Annotated in this window: 17 protein-coding genes; 15 read left to right on the forward strand and 2 right to left on the reverse strand. The window is 66.7% G+C overall.

The features are described from left to right. Nucleotide 1: 1 nt before the first annotated feature. From V6N07_RS06160 to folD, 12 genes are all read left to right on the forward strand, one after another. Entirely contained in the window at nucleotides 2–817 is an 816-nt protein-coding gene (locus tag V6N07_RS06160; RefSeq protein ID WP_371154840.1) for a type VI secretion system-associated protein TagO, read from the forward strand. A 176-nt stretch (nucleotides 818–993) separates the two neighbouring features. Next, nucleotides 994–1,692, forward strand: a complete 699-nt coding sequence (tolQ, locus tag V6N07_RS06165; protein ID WP_371154841.1) for a protein TolQ — start codon at nucleotides 994–996, stop codon at nucleotides 1,690–1,692. Further along, the gene (tolR, locus tag V6N07_RS06170; protein ID WP_371154842.1) at nucleotides 1,693–2,178 is read left to right on the forward strand and encodes a protein TolR; all 486 of its coding nucleotides are present in this window, start codon (nucleotides 1,693–1,695) and stop codon (nucleotides 2,176–2,178) included. Then, a complete protein-coding gene (locus tag V6N07_RS06175; protein ID WP_371154843.1) occupies nucleotides 2,179–3,348 on the forward strand; it encodes a cell envelope biogenesis protein TolA in 1,170 nt (389 codons plus the stop codon). It abuts the gene before it with no gap. 132 nt (nucleotides 3,349–3,480) lie between these two features. Then, nucleotides 3,481–4,809, forward strand: coding sequence for a Tol-Pal system beta propeller repeat protein TolB (gene tolB, locus V6N07_RS06180; RefSeq protein WP_371154844.1), 1,329 nt, complete (start codon nucleotides 3,481–3,483; stop codon nucleotides 4,807–4,809). Between the two features lie 10 nt (nucleotides 4,810–4,819). Beyond that, on the forward strand, nucleotides 4,820–5,353 hold the full coding sequence (gene pal / locus V6N07_RS06185; protein ID WP_371154845.1) for a peptidoglycan-associated lipoprotein Pal: 534 nt from the start codon (nucleotides 4,820–4,822) through the stop codon (nucleotides 5,351–5,353). After that, complete coding sequence (gene ybgF / locus V6N07_RS06190; protein WP_371154846.1) at nucleotides 5,353–6,258, forward strand: tol-pal system protein YbgF; 906 nt, start codon at nucleotides 5,353–5,355, stop codon at nucleotides 6,256–6,258. Before pal ends, ybgF begins: the two co-directional genes overlap by 1 nt. Next, on the forward strand, nucleotides 6,245–7,438 hold the full coding sequence (gene tilS / locus V6N07_RS06195; RefSeq protein ID WP_371154847.1) for a tRNA lysidine(34) synthetase TilS: 1,194 nt from the start codon (nucleotides 6,245–6,247) through the stop codon (nucleotides 7,436–7,438). The genes ybgF and tilS overlap by 14 nt, the downstream gene beginning before the upstream one ends. A gap of 173 nt (nucleotides 7,439–7,611) precedes the next feature. Beyond that, nucleotides 7,612–9,528: an ATP-dependent zinc metalloprotease FtsH gene (gene ftsH / locus V6N07_RS06200; protein ID WP_371154848.1), complete on the forward strand. Its 1,917-nt coding sequence runs from the start codon at nucleotides 7,612–7,614 to the stop codon at nucleotides 9,526–9,528. 149 nt (nucleotides 9,529–9,677) lie between these two features. Continuing rightward, nucleotides 9,678–10,262, forward strand: coding sequence for an MOSC domain-containing protein (locus tag V6N07_RS06205; protein WP_371154850.1), 585 nt, complete (start codon nucleotides 9,678–9,680; stop codon nucleotides 10,260–10,262). Between the two features lie 575 nt (nucleotides 10,263–10,837). Further along, nucleotides 10,838–12,511, forward strand: a complete 1,674-nt coding sequence (locus V6N07_RS06210; RefSeq protein ID WP_371155397.1) for a formate--tetrahydrofolate ligase — start codon at nucleotides 10,838–10,840, stop codon at nucleotides 12,509–12,511. A gap of 148 nt (nucleotides 12,512–12,659) precedes the next feature. Next, complete coding sequence (gene folD / locus V6N07_RS06215) at nucleotides 12,660–13,565, forward strand: bifunctional methylenetetrahydrofolate dehydrogenase/methenyltetrahydrofolate cyclohydrolase FolD (protein WP_371154851.1); 906 nt, start codon at nucleotides 12,660–12,662, stop codon at nucleotides 13,563–13,565. Between the two features lie 11 nt (nucleotides 13,566–13,576). On the opposite strand, the gene V6N07_RS06220 is transcribed toward folD, so the two are convergent. Then, nucleotides 13,577–14,326: an alpha/beta fold hydrolase gene (locus tag V6N07_RS06220; RefSeq protein WP_371154852.1), complete on the reverse strand. Its 750-nt coding sequence runs from the start codon at nucleotides 14,324–14,326 to the stop codon at nucleotides 13,577–13,579. A 78-nt stretch (nucleotides 14,327–14,404) separates the two neighbouring features. On the opposite strand from V6N07_RS06220, the gene V6N07_RS06225 reads away from it, so the two are divergent. Then, nucleotides 14,405–14,770 carry a hypothetical protein gene (locus tag V6N07_RS06225; protein WP_371154853.1) on the forward strand — a complete coding sequence of 122 codons (366 nt, stop codon included), beginning with the start codon at nucleotides 14,405–14,407 and terminating at the stop codon, nucleotides 14,768–14,770. Nucleotides 14,771–14,849: 79 nt separating this feature from the next. Continuing rightward, nucleotides 14,850–15,338, forward strand: a complete 489-nt coding sequence (locus V6N07_RS06230; protein ID WP_371154855.1) for a hypothetical protein — start codon at nucleotides 14,850–14,852, stop codon at nucleotides 15,336–15,338. 51 nt (nucleotides 15,339–15,389) lie between these two features. Here V6N07_RS06230 and cobT read toward each other — a convergent pair whose 3' ends face one another. Then, on the reverse strand, nucleotides 15,390–16,391 hold the full coding sequence (gene cobT, locus V6N07_RS06235) for a nicotinate-nucleotide--dimethylbenzimidazole phosphoribosyltransferase (RefSeq protein ID WP_371154856.1): 1,002 nt from the start codon (nucleotides 16,389–16,391) through the stop codon (nucleotides 15,390–15,392). Between the two features lie 109 nt (nucleotides 16,392–16,500). Here cobT and cobS point away from each other — a divergent pair, with 109 nt between their 5' ends. Beyond that, complete coding sequence (gene cobS / locus V6N07_RS06240) at nucleotides 16,501–17,247, forward strand: adenosylcobinamide-GDP ribazoletransferase (protein ID WP_371154857.1); 747 nt, start codon at nucleotides 16,501–16,503, stop codon at nucleotides 17,245–17,247. Nucleotides 17,248–17,253 lie beyond the last annotated feature (6 nt).

Consider the following 17,253-nt stretch of genomic DNA (forward strand, 5'->3'; position numbering starts at 1 on the left):
CATGGATGGCGTGACCTTGCGCCCCCGGACCGTAGCCATGCTTGCCTTCCTGTCGCTGTGCCTAGCAGCCCTCGTCGCATTGATGCCGATCCCTGCGCCTGCCGCATCGATGGCCGGATGCGATCGACTGCCGATCGGGCAACGGGGCGGGTGCCGCCTGCTGACGGCGCAGCATGCGTCCGACTGTGCCGGTATCGAACGCGCGACGGATCGGCTGGCCTGTTGGGACAGGCTGCACCGCCTTGCGAATTGCCCGGCACCTGCGGGTCCGCTGGACCGTCTGCGCTGTGCGGTGCCGCGGCGCGCCTCGCCCACGGATGTCGAGATGATGTCCGCGTCCACACCGACGTCCCGCTGGACCCTGCGGGAGGAGGACAGCGCCTTCGGCGGCCCGCAGAATGTCTTCCTGTCGGCTCCAAGTGATGGGCCGGCTACCTGTGGGCGACGGGTGCGCGCCTCGTTGATCCTGCGGTGTCTGGATGATCAGACGGCGATCTATGTCATCCACGAATGTGCAACCCCCCGGATCGGCAGCGAGGGGTGGGCCGCCGACATTCGGCTGGACGACGAAGCGGTCGAGCGGCTGCGCATGACCCCGACGCATCAGGGCGATGGTTTCGGTCATTTCACATATCGCGACGCCCGAACGTTGATCGATCGCATGCGGAACGCCGCACATCTTCACCTGCGGTTTCAGGACATCGAAGGCATCTCGACCGAGTTGCGCTTTGCCACCGGCGGACTGGCTTCCGACCTTGCGAAACTCACCCGCGCCTGCGGCTGGTCCGACGTCGCGCCGTGGGTCCGAAAGGGGTAATCGGACACACCCTGAATACCCCCCGTGCGGCCCGCAGTGCAGGCGTCTTGCCCCATGCCCTGCGGGTTTCTGCCGATGCCTCGGGGAGTCTCGCCAAGCACCCTTTCCTCTGCTACTGTCATGGGCAATAGCGCGGTCGCAAACGACCCACCAACGTGACAGGACGGGCAGTCCACATGGAAACCGAAGTACTGGCATCCGCCAGCGAGATCGATTTTTCGATCTGGGCGCTGTTCTGGCGCGCGACATTCACCGTGAAACTGGTGATGATCTCTCTCTTTGCGGCGTCAATCTGGGTCTGGGCGATCTATATCCAGAAAGTCCTGCAATTCCGCCGCGCCCGATCGCGCGCGGCCGCCTTCGACCGGGCCTTCTGGTCCGGCGAGCCTCTGGACGAACTGTACGACCAGATCGGGGACAAGCCGAAGTCGGCCTCCGAACGGATCTTCGCAGCCGCGATGACCGAATGGAACCGCAGCCATCGTGATGACGGCGGCCTGATCCTTGGCACGCAGGCGCGGATCGACCGCACCATGGACGTGGCCATTGCCAAGGAACGCGACCGGCTGACCTCCGGCCTGACCTTTCTGGCAACGACCGGGTCCACCGCGCCCTTCGTCGGATTGTTCGGCACCGTCTGGGGCATCAAGCATGCCTTCGAACAGATCGCGATCAGCCAGAACACGAACCTGGCCGTGGTGGCCCCCGGCATCGCCGAGGCGTTGCTGGCGACCGGCATTGGCCTTGTCGCGGCCATTCCGGCGGTGATCTTCTACAACAAGCTGAACCGCGACGCAGACCGCATCACCGGCAACTACGAAGCCTTCGCGGATGAATTCGCCACCATCCTGTCGCGCCAGCTGGACGCCGGCTGAATGGGCGCGGGCACGATGAAATCGGGCGGCGGGGGCACCCGTCGCAGACGCCGCTCCGGCGGCGGACAACCCATGTCGGAGATCAACGTCACGCCCTTCGTGGACGTGATGCTCGTACTGCTGATCATCTTCATGGTCGCCGCGCCCCTGCTGACCGCCGGCGTGCCGATCGAACTGCCCGAAACCGCCGCAGCCCCCCTCCCGCAGGAGCAGGAGGAGCCGCTGGCCGTGACGGTCGGCGCCGATGGCGCGGTCTTCATCGGCTCGACCGAGGTTCCGCGCGACGACCTGATCACCCGTCTGACCGCCATCGCCGGTGAACGGGACGGGGACAGGGTCTTCCTGCGGGCCGATGGCACGGTTCCCTATTCCGACGTGATGGTGGTGATGGGCGCCCTGAACGCGGGCGGCTTTCGCAATATCGGCCTTGTGACGGACGCCGGGGGGCCAACCCTCGACAATGCGACCGGGGACGAGGCGCAATAGATGGAACGCCGGACCGCCGTCATCCTGTCGGCGACCGCACACGGCGGCCTGATGATCTGGGCGCTGGTGGCGGGCTGGCTGCCGTCCGACCCGCCGGAGGAGACATTGGAAGTCGCCGCCGTCTCGGTGATTTCGGCGGCCGAGTTCGATGCGCTAACCTCTTCCGAACCGGACGCCGCCCCGGCGCCGACGCCCCCCGCTGCCCCGACGCCGCCACAGCCGGAGGTGGTCGAGACGCCCGACGTTCCGGCCCCCAGCGTCGACACGCCGCCCGAACAGATCCAGCCCCCCGAGGCCATCGCGCCACCGCCCCCGCCGGAGGTCGTGCCCGATACCTCGCAGCTGACGCCCCTGCCCCGCGCGGAGGTCGTGCCGGAGGTGCCATCCGCCCCGTCCGCCCCCGCGGAGGCACCGGATGCGCCGGTATCGGCGCGCCCCGCCCCACGGCCTGCGCCCCGCGTCGCGGCGACACCGGCCCCGGCGCCGCCCCCCGCGACCGAAACCGCGCCGGTGGTCGAGGCCCCGCCCGCCCCCGTCGAGGCGGAAGATCCCGTCGCCCCGGCCGAAACGCCCGCCGCCCCCGAAGAGGCCGCGCCCGTCATCGTGACCGAGGCGGATACCCCATCGGCGGCGCCTGAACGGTCGACGCGGCCGGCCCGCAAGCCCACGCCCCCGGTCCGCGTTGCCGCAACACCCGAGGAACCGGCCGAACCCGCCGCCCCTGCGTCCGCACCCGCCCCGGCACCCGCACCCGCACCGGCACCGCAGGAACAGCCGCGCGACATCGACACCAACGCGGCCCTTGCGGCGGCGCTTGGCGGGTCGTCGCAACCCTCCGCGCCGTCGGGACCGCCCCTGACGCAAGGCGAACGCGATGGCCTGCGCGTCGCGGTCAGCGGGTGCTGGGTCGTTGATCCGGGGGCCGCATCGGCGCGCGTGATCGTCACGCTTGCCTTCGACATGGACCGCGACGGCAGACCCGTAACCGGAACGATCCGCCAGATCTCCGCCTCCGGCGGCGATTCGGGCGCAACCCAACGCGCATTCGAAGCGGCCCGCCGCGCCCTGATCCGCTGTGCGGGCGACGGATATGACCTGCCGTCCGAAAAATACGAACAATGGCGTGAGGTCGAGATGACCTTCGACCCGAATACGATGCGGTTGCGCTAAGATGAGGCGTCCCGCGTCAACCATCCGCCCGCCGACGGGTCACTTGGCCCTGAAATTCCGGGCCACGGTTGAGAAATCACACCATTCCGACAAAAATGCATTAAAGCTCCTACAAACGACAATGAGGCTCCGGTGACTAGATTGTTTCTGACGATTGCTCTCGTCTTCGCGACGCTGGGCCTGCCCGTTCAGGTCTCGGCGCAGGACGGGCCACTGAGGATCACCATCACCGATGGCGTGATCGAACCTTTGCCGTTCGCGGTGCCCACGTTTGTCGCACGTAATGCTGCCGCCAGCGACATTGCGCAGGACATTACCCGCGTGATCGCCGCCGACCTGACGAATACCGGTCTGTTCCGGGAAATTCCGCAGGACGCCCATATCAGCCGCGTGTCCAGCTTCGATGCTTCGGTGCAATGGTCCGACTGGAAGGCGATCAACGCGCAGGCCCTGATCACCGGGTCCGTCCTCGTCGAGGGCGACGGGCGTCTGGTGGTGCAGTTCCGTCTGTTCGACATCTTCAGCCAGGCCCCGCTGGGCGAGGGATTGCAGTTCGTCGGCACCGCCGACGGCTGGCGCAGGATGGCCCACAAGGTTGCCGACGCGGCCTATTCCCGCATCACGGGCGAAGGTCCCTATTTCGACAGCCGCGTGGTGTTCGTCGCGGAAACCGGTCCCAAGGATGCGCGTCAGAAGCGGCTGGCGGTGATGGATTACGACGGCGCCAATGTCCAATACCTGACCTCCTCGGACAGCATCGTTCTCGCCCCCCGTTTTTCCCCGAACGGCAACCAGATCATCTACACCAGCTACGAGACGGGCTTTCCCCGCGTTACCCTGCTGGATGTGGCGACCCTGTCGCGTCGGTCCATCGGGGGCACCAATACCAACATGAGCTTTGCGCCGCGCTTTTCGCCGGATGGGCAACGCGCGGTCTTTTCGGCCGAGGTGGCCGGCAATACCGACCTCTACCTGCTGGACATCGCATCGGGCGGGACGACGCGTCTGACGACCGCCCCCTCGATCGAGACAGCCCCCAGTTTTTCGCCGGACGGCAGCCGCATCGTGTTCGAAAGCGACCGTTCGGGCGCGCCGCAGATCTATGTGATGTCCGCATCCGGCGGGGATGGCAGCCGGATCAGTTTCGGGGATGGCCGATATGGCACGCCGGTCTGGTCGCCGCGCGGCGACCTCATCGCGTTCACCAAGCAGAACGCGGGACGGTTCCACATCGGTGTGATGCGCACGGACGGGTCCGAGGAACGCCTGCTGACCGGCGCATTCCTGGACGAGGGGCCGACATGGGCCCCCAATGGCCGCGTCGTCATGTTCACGCGGGAAACGGCGGGGGCCCAAGGCGCACCGGCGCTCTATTCCGTTGACATCACTGGCAGAAACCTTCAACGGGCCGCAACACCAGCGGCCGCATCGGACCCCAGCTGGGGCCCGCTTCTGAACTGAGGATAGCGTAATGAAACTTCGGGCACTTATTCTGGTCTCCGCCATCGCGCTAGCGGGATGCGCAGGCGACCGTTTCGGCAATGGCAACGGCGACGCGGGTGGTGCCGTCGACCTGAACGCCAACAACGGCGGTCTGGGCGCAGGCGGCTTTACACCGGGCGGGCCGAACGACCCCAGCTCGGTGGCGTATTTCCAACAGACGGTCGGCGACCGTGTCCTGTTTGCCGTCGACAGCTCCGCTTTGACGCCCGAAGGGCAGTCAGCGCTCGCGGCCCAGGCCCGCTGGTTGACGGCGAACCCCGGCTATACCGCCCTGATCGAAGGGCATGCGGATGAACAGGGCACGCGCGAATACAACCTTGCCCTGGGCGGTCGCCGCGCGAATGCCGCGCGTGACTACCTCGTGTCGCAAGGCGTTTCGGCCAGCCGGATGCGCACGATCAGCTATGGCAAGGAGCGCCCCCTGCAGATCTGTTCGACCGAGGCCTGCTACAGCCAGAACCGCCGGGCCGTCACCGTGTTGGCCGCGGGCGCGGGCGTCTGATGCGGCTTGCCGTTGCCCTTGCGATCCTTGTTGCGACCCCGCTGGCCGCACAGGACACCGACCAGACGCTGGCGGACATCCGCCGCCAGCTGTCTGTCCTCAACACGGAGATCCAGTCCCTTCAGCGAGAGCTGTCGACGACGGGCGCCGCCGCGCTCCGGATCGAGGGGACGAGTTTTCCCGACCGCCTGATCAGCATGGAAGATCAGTTGCGCCAGTTGACAGCCCAGACCGAGCGTCTGTCGTTCCGCGTCGAGAGCATCGGGCGCGATGGCGGCAACCGGATCGAGGACCTGCGCTTTCAGCTTTGCGAGTTGACGCCGGATTGCGACCTCGGGGCCCTGCCACAGCCGGGACCATTGGGCGAAGCCGTCGCAGCGACGCCCGGGCCCGCACCTGTGCCCGAGCGTGGGGCCTCGGGTCAGATGCGGCCGGTGCAGCGGCCCGGACAGACGGCGGCGACATCGCCGATCGAAGTCGCGCCCACCCCCGCCGCACCTGCGGCGCCCCAGCCGCAGCTGGCCATCGGCGAGGAAAGCGAGTTCAACGCCGCCCGCGCCTTGTTGGATCAGGGTCAGAACACCGAAGCGGCGCAGGCCTTCGAAAGGTTCACGACGAATTACCCGACCGGCCCCCTGTCCACCGAGGCGCAGTTCCTGCGCGGCGAGGCGCTGGCCCGCAGTGGCGATCAGGCTGGTGCGGCCCGCGCCTACCTCGAGTCGTTCTCGGGCACGCCCGAAGGAACGCGCGCACCGGATTCCCTGCTTGGTCTGGGACGAGCCCTCGGCGCGCTTGGCCAAACGAGCGAAGCCTGCCTGACCCTGTCTGAGGTCGGGATCCGCTTCCCCCAGTCGGGCGCGGCCGGACAGGCGACATCGGCACGGGCGGAGCTTGGCTGTTCCTGATCTGAACCGCGACGACGGACCATTCGGCGTCGCGGTTTCGGGCGGGGCGGACAGCCTCGCCCTTTTGCATCTTTGCAGCGATGCCGGCCTCGACCTGCGCGTGGTGACCGTAGACCATGGTATCCGCCCCGAGGCACGGCAGGAGGCGGCCTGGGTCGCCGACCGATGTCGCGACCTGTCCCTGCCCCATGACACGATCACCTTGCAGATCGCCGATGGCCCCGACCTGCAGAACCGTGCGCGGCGCGCGCGTTATGATGCCCTGGCGGAATGGTCCCGGCGACATGACCTCGGGTCCGTCCTTCTGGGGCATACCGCCGACGATATCGCGGAAACCTTCCTGATGCGGTTGGCGGACGGTGCCGGTCTTGACGGGCTGGCCGCCATGACGCCGCGGATGACATGGGGCGGGGTCACGTTCCTACGCCCCATCCTGTCCCTCTACAGGCAGCAGACACAGCACATCGTCGCCTTGCGCGGCCTGTCCCCCGTTCACGACCCGAGCAATGACGACCCGCGTTTCGAACGGGTGCGCGCCCGTCGGTTGTTGGCCGATCTGCCATTATCCGCCAAGCAGATCGTCGCATCCGCCACCGCGTTGTCCGCCGTGCGGGATGCGGTCGAGGACAGGACCGCCAGCCTGATCGCGGAATGCGTCCGGACCGATCGCGGCGACGCGGTGCTGCAGCGCGCGCGGCTCGAGGCGCTGAGGCGATCCGAGGGCGATCAGGTCCGCCGCCTCATGCTTGCGGTGCTGCGGTGGATCAGTGGTGCGCAATATCCCCCCCGACGTGCCGAGCAGGTGGAACTGATGCGCCGCATCACGGATCGTCAGGCGACGACCCTGTCGGGATGCATGGTGACGCATGAAGACGGCGCGATCCGCCTGTCGCGTGAACCCGCCGCCGCGGCGTGCCGTCCCGATGCGGCCCCCGGCGCAACCTGGGACGGGCGTTGGGTGGTCACGACGGACGGTCCGACCGAAGGATACCGCGTCGCGGCACTTGGGCGCGCCATCACCCTGACACCTTGGCGGACCACCGGCCTGCCCCGGCGCAGCCTGATGGCCGGTCCGGCCGTGTGGCGTGGTGATGATCTCATTGCCGCCCCGCTGACGGGCCTTGCGAACGGCTGGACGGTCGCGTGCGCGCCGCTGACGCCGGGCGGCCGACGCCCCTGAAACGCGCGGCGCATCAGCGATCGTCGTGGCCACCCGGCGCGGTCGCACGGGCGCGACCAAATGGCAGGCATTCGCCCGACACGCCCGAATTGCGTTGAACCCAACGCTGCAATCCCTATCTTGTCTGGCAACACGCGCGGGCACACCTGTCCGCGCAATACGGAGGAATTCCCTTGGGTAACGCGCGTTCAATCGCCTTCTGGGTCGTGCTGTTCGTTCTCGTCATGGCTCTGTTTCAGCTGTTTTCGGGCGGACAGACGGCCATGTCGGCACGAGAAGTCCCCTATTCCGACTTCGTCAACCAGGTCGAGAACGGATCGGTCAGTGCCGTGACGCTCGACGGTGAGCGGATCGTCTTCCGCGACAGCAGCGGCTCGGAAATGATCACGATCAAGCCGGCTGATGTCGACGTCACGGAAACACTGCTCAACAACGACGTCGCGATCTCTGCCGAAAGCCAGGAACAGTCGGGCCTGATGTCCGCGCTCGGGCTGTGGCTGCCGTTCCTCGTGCTGATCGGCATCTGGATCTTCTTCATGAACCGCATGCAGGGCGGCGGCAAAGGCGGGGCGATGGGCTTTGGCAAGTCCAAAGCCAAGCTGTTGACCGAAAAGCATGGCCGCGTGACCTTCGACGACGTGGCCGGCATCGACGAAGCCAAGGACGACCTAGAAGAGATCGTCGAATTCCTGCGCAACCCGCAGAAATTCTCGCGGCTTGGCGGCAAGATCCCCAAGGGTGCCCTGCTGGTCGGCCCTCCGGGCACCGGTAAGACCCTGCTGGCCCGTGCCGTGGCCGGTGAGGCGGGCGTTCCGTTCTTCACCATCTCCGGCTCCGACTTCGTCGAGATGTTCGTCGGCGTGGGTGCATCGCGTGTCCGCGACATGTTCGAGCAGGCCAAGAAGAACGCCCCCTGCATCGTGTTCATCGACGAGATCGATGCCGTCGGCCGGTCGCGCGGCGTCGGCTACGGCGGTGGCAACGACGAGCGTGAGCAGACGCTGAACCAGCTGCTGGTCGAGATGGACGGCTTCGAGGCCAACGAGGGCATCATCATCGTCGCGGCGACCAACCGTCCCGACGTGCTGGACCCAGCCCTGCTGCGGCCCGGTCGTTTCGACCGTCAGGTTCAGGTCCCGAACCCCGACATCAAGGGCCGCGAAAAGATCCTCGGCGTGCATGCCCGCAAGACGCCGCTGGGCGCCGATGTGGACCTGCGCATCATTGCACGTGGAACGCCCGGCTTCTCTGGTGCCGATCTTGCGAATCTCGTGAACGAGGCCGCCCTGATGGCCGCGCGCATCGGGCGCCGGGTCGTCACGATGGAGGATTTCGAAAGCGCCAAGGACAAGGTCATGATGGGCGCCGAGCGTCGGTCCATGGTCATGACCGAGGACGAAAAGAAGCTGACCGCCTATCACGAAGCCGGTCACGCCGTCGTCGGCCTGAACGTTCCGCAGCATGATCCGATCCACAAGGCCACGATCATCCCGCGCGGCCGTGCGCTGGGCCTCGTGTTGTCCCTGCCCGAACGCGATCAACTGTCGGTCAGCTGGACCAAGTATACCTCCAAGATCGCCATGGCGATGGGGGGCCGCGTGGCCGAGGAGCTGATCTTCGGCAAGGAGAACATCACCTCCGGCGCGGCGTCGGACATTCAGCAGGTGACCCGTATCGCCCGCGCAATGGTGACGCAGTTCGGCTATGATGATGAACTCGGCTTCGTGGATTACGCCAACGAGCAGCAGTCCTACCTCGGCAGCTACCAAGGCTCCTCCAGCGTGTCGCCTGCAACCCAGCGCCTGATCGACGAGAAGGTCAAGGAACTGGTCCAGACCGGATACGAGACGGCGAAACGGATCCTGACCGAGAAATCGGAGGATCTGGAGCGGCTGGCACAGGGCCTGCTGGAATACGAGACCCTGACCGGGCCGGAGATCATGAAGGTGATCAACGGCGAGGTTCTCAACCGCGACGACGACGATGACGGCATCGACACCTCCGGCGGCAGCAGCCTGACTGCGGTGCCCAAGACGAAGCCGAAGGCAAAGGGCCCCGACGTCGGTCCGTCGCCCGAGCCCAGCACCTGACGGTCGCACATTCGACCTGAAAAGCCCCGAGATCCCCTCTCGGGGCTTTTTGCCATTCCGAAGGTCACGGTCGCCTTTCACGAGATGCGGTTTGCGAAGGGACGCGCGCAGACGCTAGGTTGCGGCATCGCCACAACGAAAGAGACGCCGTGCCTGCCCTTATTCCAACAGACATCATCGGCCGCATCACATGGCTTGGTCGCGTTCCGGATCGGGATGCCGCGCTGGCCTCGACGCCGGTCGAACAATTGTCCCTGACATTCGCGGGCCCGGAAGGTGAGGCACACGGGGGTGTCACGCGCCCGTCATGCAGTCGGGTGACATCGCAGCATCCCAAGGGCACCGAAATCCGCAACACGCGACAGCTTTGCGTGATGTCCGAGGAGGAGCTGGCCGAAATCGCAGCGGCTATCGACTTGGAACACTTCGACCCGCGTTGGGCCGGCGCATCGATGATCGTCTCGGGCATACCCGACTTCACGCATGTGCCGCCGTCCTCCCGCCTTCAGGTGACGTCTGGAACGACGATCGTCATCGATATGGAAAACCGCCCCTGCCATTTGCCTGCGCCCGTGATCGACACCGACGCGCCGGGGCATGGCCGCGCGTTCAAGGCGGCGGCGAACGGACGCCGGGGGGTGACGGCCTGGGTGGAACGCGAAGGGTTGGTCCGGGTCGGGGATACGGTGCGTCTGCATGTCCCGGATCAACGTGGCTGGCGCGGTAGCGCCTGACGGTTTGCAGACACCCAGCTGGCGACCCGAACCGGGGATATCGCCAGAAAAAAACGCGCGACCCTTCCGGGGGAAAGGGCCGCGCGTCGGACTGTGGAAATGAACAGCGAAAGCTAAGGGGACTTGTCGGTGAACATACCCACGCCCGATGGCCGAATACGGTCGACATCAGGCAGGACCGGGGAACGCGCCGAGGGGGAAAACGCGGCCCCGGATAGGGTCAGGCCAGCGCTGCGCCGGCGAGAATGGCAAGGGTGATCCCGGACAGGAAACCGGCGTGGATCAGGATGGACGTGGCGGTCATGGCAGTGCCTCCGGTGGATGATGTGTCGGAGCAGGTGGTTTCCCGCTCAGAACTCAGTGTCGCGTTGACATGTTAACGAACGACTTCGAATCGAGTTCCCGAGAATCTGACATCTTTGTTTTTCCGGCAGGCGGCGCAGGTTTCAGATGAACCCCGTCTGTGCCCGCCCACGACGCCGCATCATGCCGAGATGTCGCATTTCGCCGCCTGTCCCCCCTGCCGTTGAGACTAGCACTTGGGGCACACACGGGAGGATGAGAGGAAAATGGCAATGCCCCTGACGGATATCGAGATCGCGCGCGCCGCCAAGAAACGCCCCATTCAGGAGATCGGGGCAAACCTCGGCATCGGGGCGGACGATCTGCTGCCTTATGGCCACGACAAGGCCAAGCTGAGCCAGTCGTTCATCGACGGCACCAAGGACCGACCGAACGGCAGGCTGATCCTCGTTACCGCGATCAATCCGACGCCGGCCGGCGAAGGCAAGACGACGACGACCGTGGGCTTGGGCGACGGGCTGAACGCCATCGGCAAGAAGGCCATGGTCTGTATCCGCGAGGCCTCGCTCGGGCCGAACTTCGGGATGAAGGGCGGGGCCGCGGGGGGCGGCTATGCCCAGGTCGTCCCGATGGAGGAGATGAACCTTCATTTCACCGGCGATTTCCACGCGATCACCAGCGCGCATTCCCTGCTGTCGGCGATGATCGACAACCACATCTACTGGGGCAATGAGCTGGAGATCGACATTCGCCGCGTCGTCTGGCGGCGGGTGGTCGACATGAACGACCGGGCGCTGCGTCAGATCACGGCATCCCTCGGCGGCGTTGCCAACGGCTTCCCCCGCGAGGCCGGGTTCGACATCACCGTCGCCTCCGAAGTCATGGCCTGCCTGTGCCTCGCCACCGACCTGTCGGACCTGCAGCGGCGGCTGGGCAACATGATCGTGGCCTATCGTCGCGACAAGTCGCCGGTGTTCTGTCGCGACATCAAGGCGGATGGCGCCATGACTGTCCTCCTGAAAGATGCGATGCAGCCGAACCTCGTGCAGACGTTGGAAAACAACCCGGCCTTCGTGCACGGCGGCCCGTTCGCCAACATTGCCCATGGCTGCAATTCCGTGATCGCGACGACGACCGCCCTGAAACTGGCGGATTTCGTGGTGACGGAGGCAGGCTTCGGCGCGGACCTCGGCGCCGAGAAGTTCATGAACATCAAATGCCGCAAGGCCGGCATCGCGCCCGACTGCGTGGTTCTCGTGGCGACGGTCCGCGCCATGAAGATGAACGGCGGGGTCGCCAAGGCCGATCTGGGCGAAGAGAACGTCGCCGCCGTCGAGGCGGGCTGCGCCAATCTTGGCCGCCATATCGGCAACATCAAATCCTTCGGCGTGCCCGTGGTCGTGGCGATCAACCATTTCACCGGCGATACGGAGGCCGAGGTCGCCGCCGTGCAGGCCTATGTCGCGACCCAAGGGTCGGAGGCGATCATATCCCGACACTGGGCCGATGGATCAAAGGGGTCCGCCGATCTTGCCAGACGGGTGGCCGAGATTGCCGAAGGGGGCTCTGCCAATTTCGCGCCGATCTATCCCGACGACATGCCCCTGTTCCAGAAGATGGAAACGATCGCCAAACGCATCTATCATGCGGACGAGGTGCTGGCCGACAAGAAGATCCGCGATCAGCTGCGCACGTGGGAGGAACAGGGTTACGGCCATTTGCCGATCTGCATGGCGAAGACGCAGTATTCGTTCTCGACCGATCCGAACCTGCGCGGTGCGCCCGTGGGACATTCCGTCCCCGTGCGCGAGGTGCGCCTGTCGGCCGGTGCGGGTTTCGTGGTCGCGGTCTGCGGTGACATCATGACGATGCCGGGCCTGCCCCGCGTTCCGTCGGCCGAAAAGATCGGCCTGAATGACGAAGGGCAGGTCGAAGGCCTGTTCTAGGCTTGAACAGTCAGGGTGCATCGCCGCAAAGACGGGCCGTGCACCATACCCACGCGGATGGGGGCGATCGCGCCGACCTGCGACGTCTTCCCATCCCGGGGGGAACAGGACGACAGACATAGGCGGGGGTCACCCCGGATAGGATACCATGACGGCAACGATCATCGACGGCAAAGCATTCGCGGCGCGGATCCGCGCACAGGTGGCACAGGAGGTGACACGCATCAGGTCCGCCGGTGTCACACCCGGTCTGGCCGTCATCCTCGTGGGTGAAGACCCCGCCAGCGCGGTTTACGTGCGCAACAAGGGCAAGCAGACCGTCGAGGTCGGCATGGAGAGCTTCGAGCACAAGTTGCCCGCCGATACGCCCGAGGCGGACCTTCTGGACCTGATCGCGCGATTGAATGCCGACCCGGCGGTGCATGGCATCCTGTGCCAGCTGCCGGTGCCGGACCACATCGATGCCGACAAGGTTCTGGCGGCCATCGACCCCGCCAAGGATGTCGACGGGTTCCACATCTCCAACGTCGGGCTGCTGGCGACGGGACAGAAGGCGATGGTGCCCTGCACGCCGCTGGGTTGCCTGATGATGCTGCGCGATCATCACGGATCGCTGTCCGGCCTCGACGCGGTTGTTCTGGGACGTTCGAACATCGTCGGCAAACCCATGGCGCAGCTGCTTCTGGGGGACAGCTGCACGGTGACGATCGCCCATTCACGCTCGAAGAACCTCGCAGAGGTTGTCCGCCGGGCCGACATCGTCGTGGCCGCCGTGGGCCGGCCGGAAATGGTGCCGGGCGATTGGATCAAACCGGGTGCCACGGTGATCGACGTGGGCATCAACCGGATCGACGCCGGGTTCAAGGATGACGGATCACCCCGCACGCGGCTTGTCGGGGATTGCGATTTCGACAGCTGCGCGGCCGTCGCGGGCGCAATCACCCCCGTCCCGGGCGGTGTCGGTCCGATGACCATTGCTTGCCTGTTGGCAAACACGCTGACCGCGTGCTGCCGCGCCAACGGATTGGAGGAGCCCGAAGGCCTGACCGCCTAGCGGTTCGTCGGTCAGGCGTCGAGGAAGGCGCGCACGGCGGCCTCGAACTCGCGCGGTTTCTGTGCGTGCAACCAGTGACCGGCACCCGGTATCTTGGCAAAGCGCGCGGCCGGGAACAGGGTCTTGATACGGTCGCGATGTTCGGGGCGGACATAGTCGCTGTCCGCACCGGACAGAAAGAAGGCGGGTCCGTCGAAGGTGCCCCCCACATCGGGAAAGCCGATGATCTTCGGCATCTCGGCCTGCAGGGCATCGAGGTTCAGCGACCAGCGCCCCTCGGCCACGTCCAGCGATTGCAGAAGGAACGACCGCGTGCCGTCATCCGGCACTTCGGCCAGCTGCTCCGCCGCGTCGGACCGGCGGGTCACGCGGCTCAGATCGACGGCGCGCATGGCGTCGATCAGGTGGGATTGCGTGTGCCCGTAGGCGACGGGGGCGATGTCGGCCACGATCAGGCGTCTGACCTTGGCGGAATGCGCAAGCGCCATGACCATCGCCGCCTTGCCCCCCATCGAATGCCCGAGCACGTCATGCGGACGGTCCCCGATCACCTCGGCAAGATCCTCGGCCAGATCGGCGTAGCCATGCGCATCCGACCAGTCAGACGCGCCGTGATTGCGCATGTCCACGGCCACGACCTGCCGGGTGTCGGACAGGCGTTTCGCGATCACGCCCCAGTTGCGGGCAGACCCGAACAGACCATGGGCAATCAACAGCGGGGGACGGTCACTCGGGGTGCCATGCAGGATCGTGTTCAACATGGAAACCGATTATCCTGCCCGTCGCCCGATTGCCAGTGACGCGCGCACCCCGCTAGGAACGCGGGCGGAGGCAGGCCCATGCATGCACATCTGAACGACCGGATCGGCGGGATCGACGCGCTTTTGGCGGAACGGCTGCACCTGACCGGCTCGCTGCGCGACAAGATCGCCGATGCGCGCGGTCGGTTGCCCCGCGTGGCCCTTGCCCAGGCACGCGAGTTGATCGAGGCGCAGGACCGGCTGTCCAACCCCGCCACGGCCCGCGCGCTGGATCCTGCGCGGGTGGAGGCGACCTGCGCCATGCTGGAACGCCACCTGCATGCGGTGCCGGAGGGCAAATACCGACGTCGGGCGCGATCCGCGCTGATCGGTCTTGTCGCGGTGCGCCTCCTGATCGTCATGGTCCTGTTCTTCGCCCTGCTGGTCTGGCGCGGGTTCCTGTGATCGCAACCTCCGCGACGATCCGGGCCGGCGCGGACGCATAGACATTGTGCGCAACCGCAAGGGGCGCTAGGCCGACGCCATGTCGGAACCGATGCATATCCTGCGCCCGTCGGCGCCCCGCCGCGCCTTCGGGCTGGGCGTCCAGCTTTTGCTTGGCGCGGCCCTTCTGTACCTTGCGGCGGTCTATCCGCCCGCGACACTGGGCTGGCGCCTGTTTCTCATCGCCCTTGGCGTCGGGGCCCTCGTGCTGGGGCAACGTGGGTGGCAGGGCTCTGCTGTCGCCATTGTCCTGCGGCAGGACGGTCTCTTTCAGGAAGATGGCCGCCCCATCGCGCCCCTGGACAGCATCGCCTCGGTCGATCGCACGTTGTTCAGCTTCAAACCGTCCAACGGATTCATCGTACGTCTGCATGAACCCCTTGGCCGGGGATGGGTGCCCGGAATGTGGTGGCGCATCGGACGCCGCGTCGGGATCGGCGGTGTCACCGGTGGTGCCGACACCAAGATCGTCGCGGACGCCCTGTCGTTCATGGTCGCGCAGCGGGATCAGGTGGACGAGGCCCCCTGACCCGACGCCCGCGCGCGCGCCCACACCTGTGCGGGGGCCGTCGGGCCCAGATCAGCCCGCCGCGACGCCTGCTTCGGCAAAGGTCGCCATACCGGAGTGACAGGCGAGGGCCCCGCGCAGCACCTGAATCGCCAGCGCCGCACCGGAGCCTTCGCCCAGACGCAGCCCGAGCGACAGAAGCGGTGTCTTGCCCACAGCATCCAGAACACGTCCGTGGGCGCCTTCGGCCGAAAGGTGACCGGCCACGCAATGGTCCAGCGCCGTCTTGTCCTCGGCCCACAGGCACAGGGCCGCGGCGCAGCAGATGAAACCGTCGAGGATGACGGGAATGCCCCGCGCACGCGCCCCTGCAATGGCACCCGCCATGGCCGCGATCTCTCGCCCGCCAAGTGCGGTCAGAACCTCCAGCCCTGAACGACCGGGGTTGGCGGCCAGCCCGTCGGCGACGACGGCGCGCTTGCGTTCCAGCCCGACATCATCGACCCCGGTTCCGCGCCCGACCCAGTCATCGCCACCCAACAGCGCCGCGGCGATGGCCGCGGCAGCCGTCGTATTCCCGATCCCCATTTCGCCCGTGACCAACACATCCGCATCCACCGATACGGCGTTCCAGCCGATCGCAAAGGCGGCGCAGGCGTCACCTTCCGTCATTGCGGGGCCTTGCGTGAAATCGGCGGTGGGCCTGTCGAGGTCCAGCGCATGCACATCCATCGTGGCCCCCGCCAGATCCGAAAGCTGATTGATCGCGGCACCACCTGCCTGAAAATTGGCGACCATCTGCGCCGTCACTTCTGCGGGAAAGGCGCTGACGCCCCGTGCGGCGACACCGTGATTGCCGGCGAACACCAGAACCTGCGGCGCAGAAACCCGTGCCCGCCCGTCACCGCGCCATCCGCAATACCATTGCGCCAGATCCTCGAGGCGTCCCAAGGCCCCCGGCGGTTTGGTCAACTGGCCGTTCCGGTCGGCAGCCGCCGCTGCCGCCTGCGCATCGGAACCGGGGGCTGTGGCAAGGGCCGCTCGGATCGCGGCGTGGGTGGTCAGGTCAGTCATGGGGCCTCCGGGGGTGGGTCGCGTCGATCAACAGGTGTCGCGCCCGTCTTTACCGACACGACCGGGGCGGCTATGCGACAGATCGGCCATCCTGCCAACCGGAAGCGACATGACCCTGCGATCCGATCTCATTTCCTCCGCGATGCTGCTGACGCGGCTGCCGATCGGTCGCGTGTTGCCCGGTGACCCGACACCACAGGCGGCGAACGCGGCTTGGGCCTGGCCGCTGGCCGGCCTTGCGGTGGGGGTGCCCGCAGGCGCACTCGGGATGGGTATCGCCGCCTCGGGCTTGCCCGGGGGGATCGCCGCCGCGCTGACCCTCCTGTGCCTTGTCATGCTGACGGGTGCCATGCACGAAGACGGCCTTGCCGATCTGGCCGATGGTTTCTGGGGTGGATTCACCCCTGATCGGCGGCTGGAAATCATGCGTGACAGCCGGATCGGCGCCTATGGCGTCATTGCCCTGATCCTGTCGCTGCTGGGCCGCTGGCTGTTGCTGGAGGCGGCGCTCAGCCAAGGGAACCTGTTTGGCGCAACCGTGGTCGCCGCCGTCGTCAGCCGCGCACCCATGGGCGTCGTGATGCGGTGGCTGCCCCCGGCGCGAAACGACGGTCTGAGCCGGACCAGCGGACAGCCCCCCAAAAAGGCCGTCCGGATTGCAATCGCGATCGCCGGGGTTGCCCTGCTGTCCCAAGGCCTGCTGCACGCGGTTCTGGCCGTGGCGCTGGTCGCGGGGGTGGCATGGTCCCTTGGCCTCGTGGCGCGGGCCAAGATTGGCGGTCAGACCGGCGATGTCCTCGGCGCGGTGCAGCAACTCTGCGAGATTGCGGTTCTCGCCGCTTTGGTCGCGCGATAGGGTGCG

The sequence above is a fragment of the Jannaschia sp. 2305UL9-9 genome (assembly GCF_041403465.1).
In the GTDB taxonomy this organism is placed as follows: Bacteria; Pseudomonadota; Alphaproteobacteria; order Rhodobacterales; family Rhodobacteraceae; genus Jannaschia.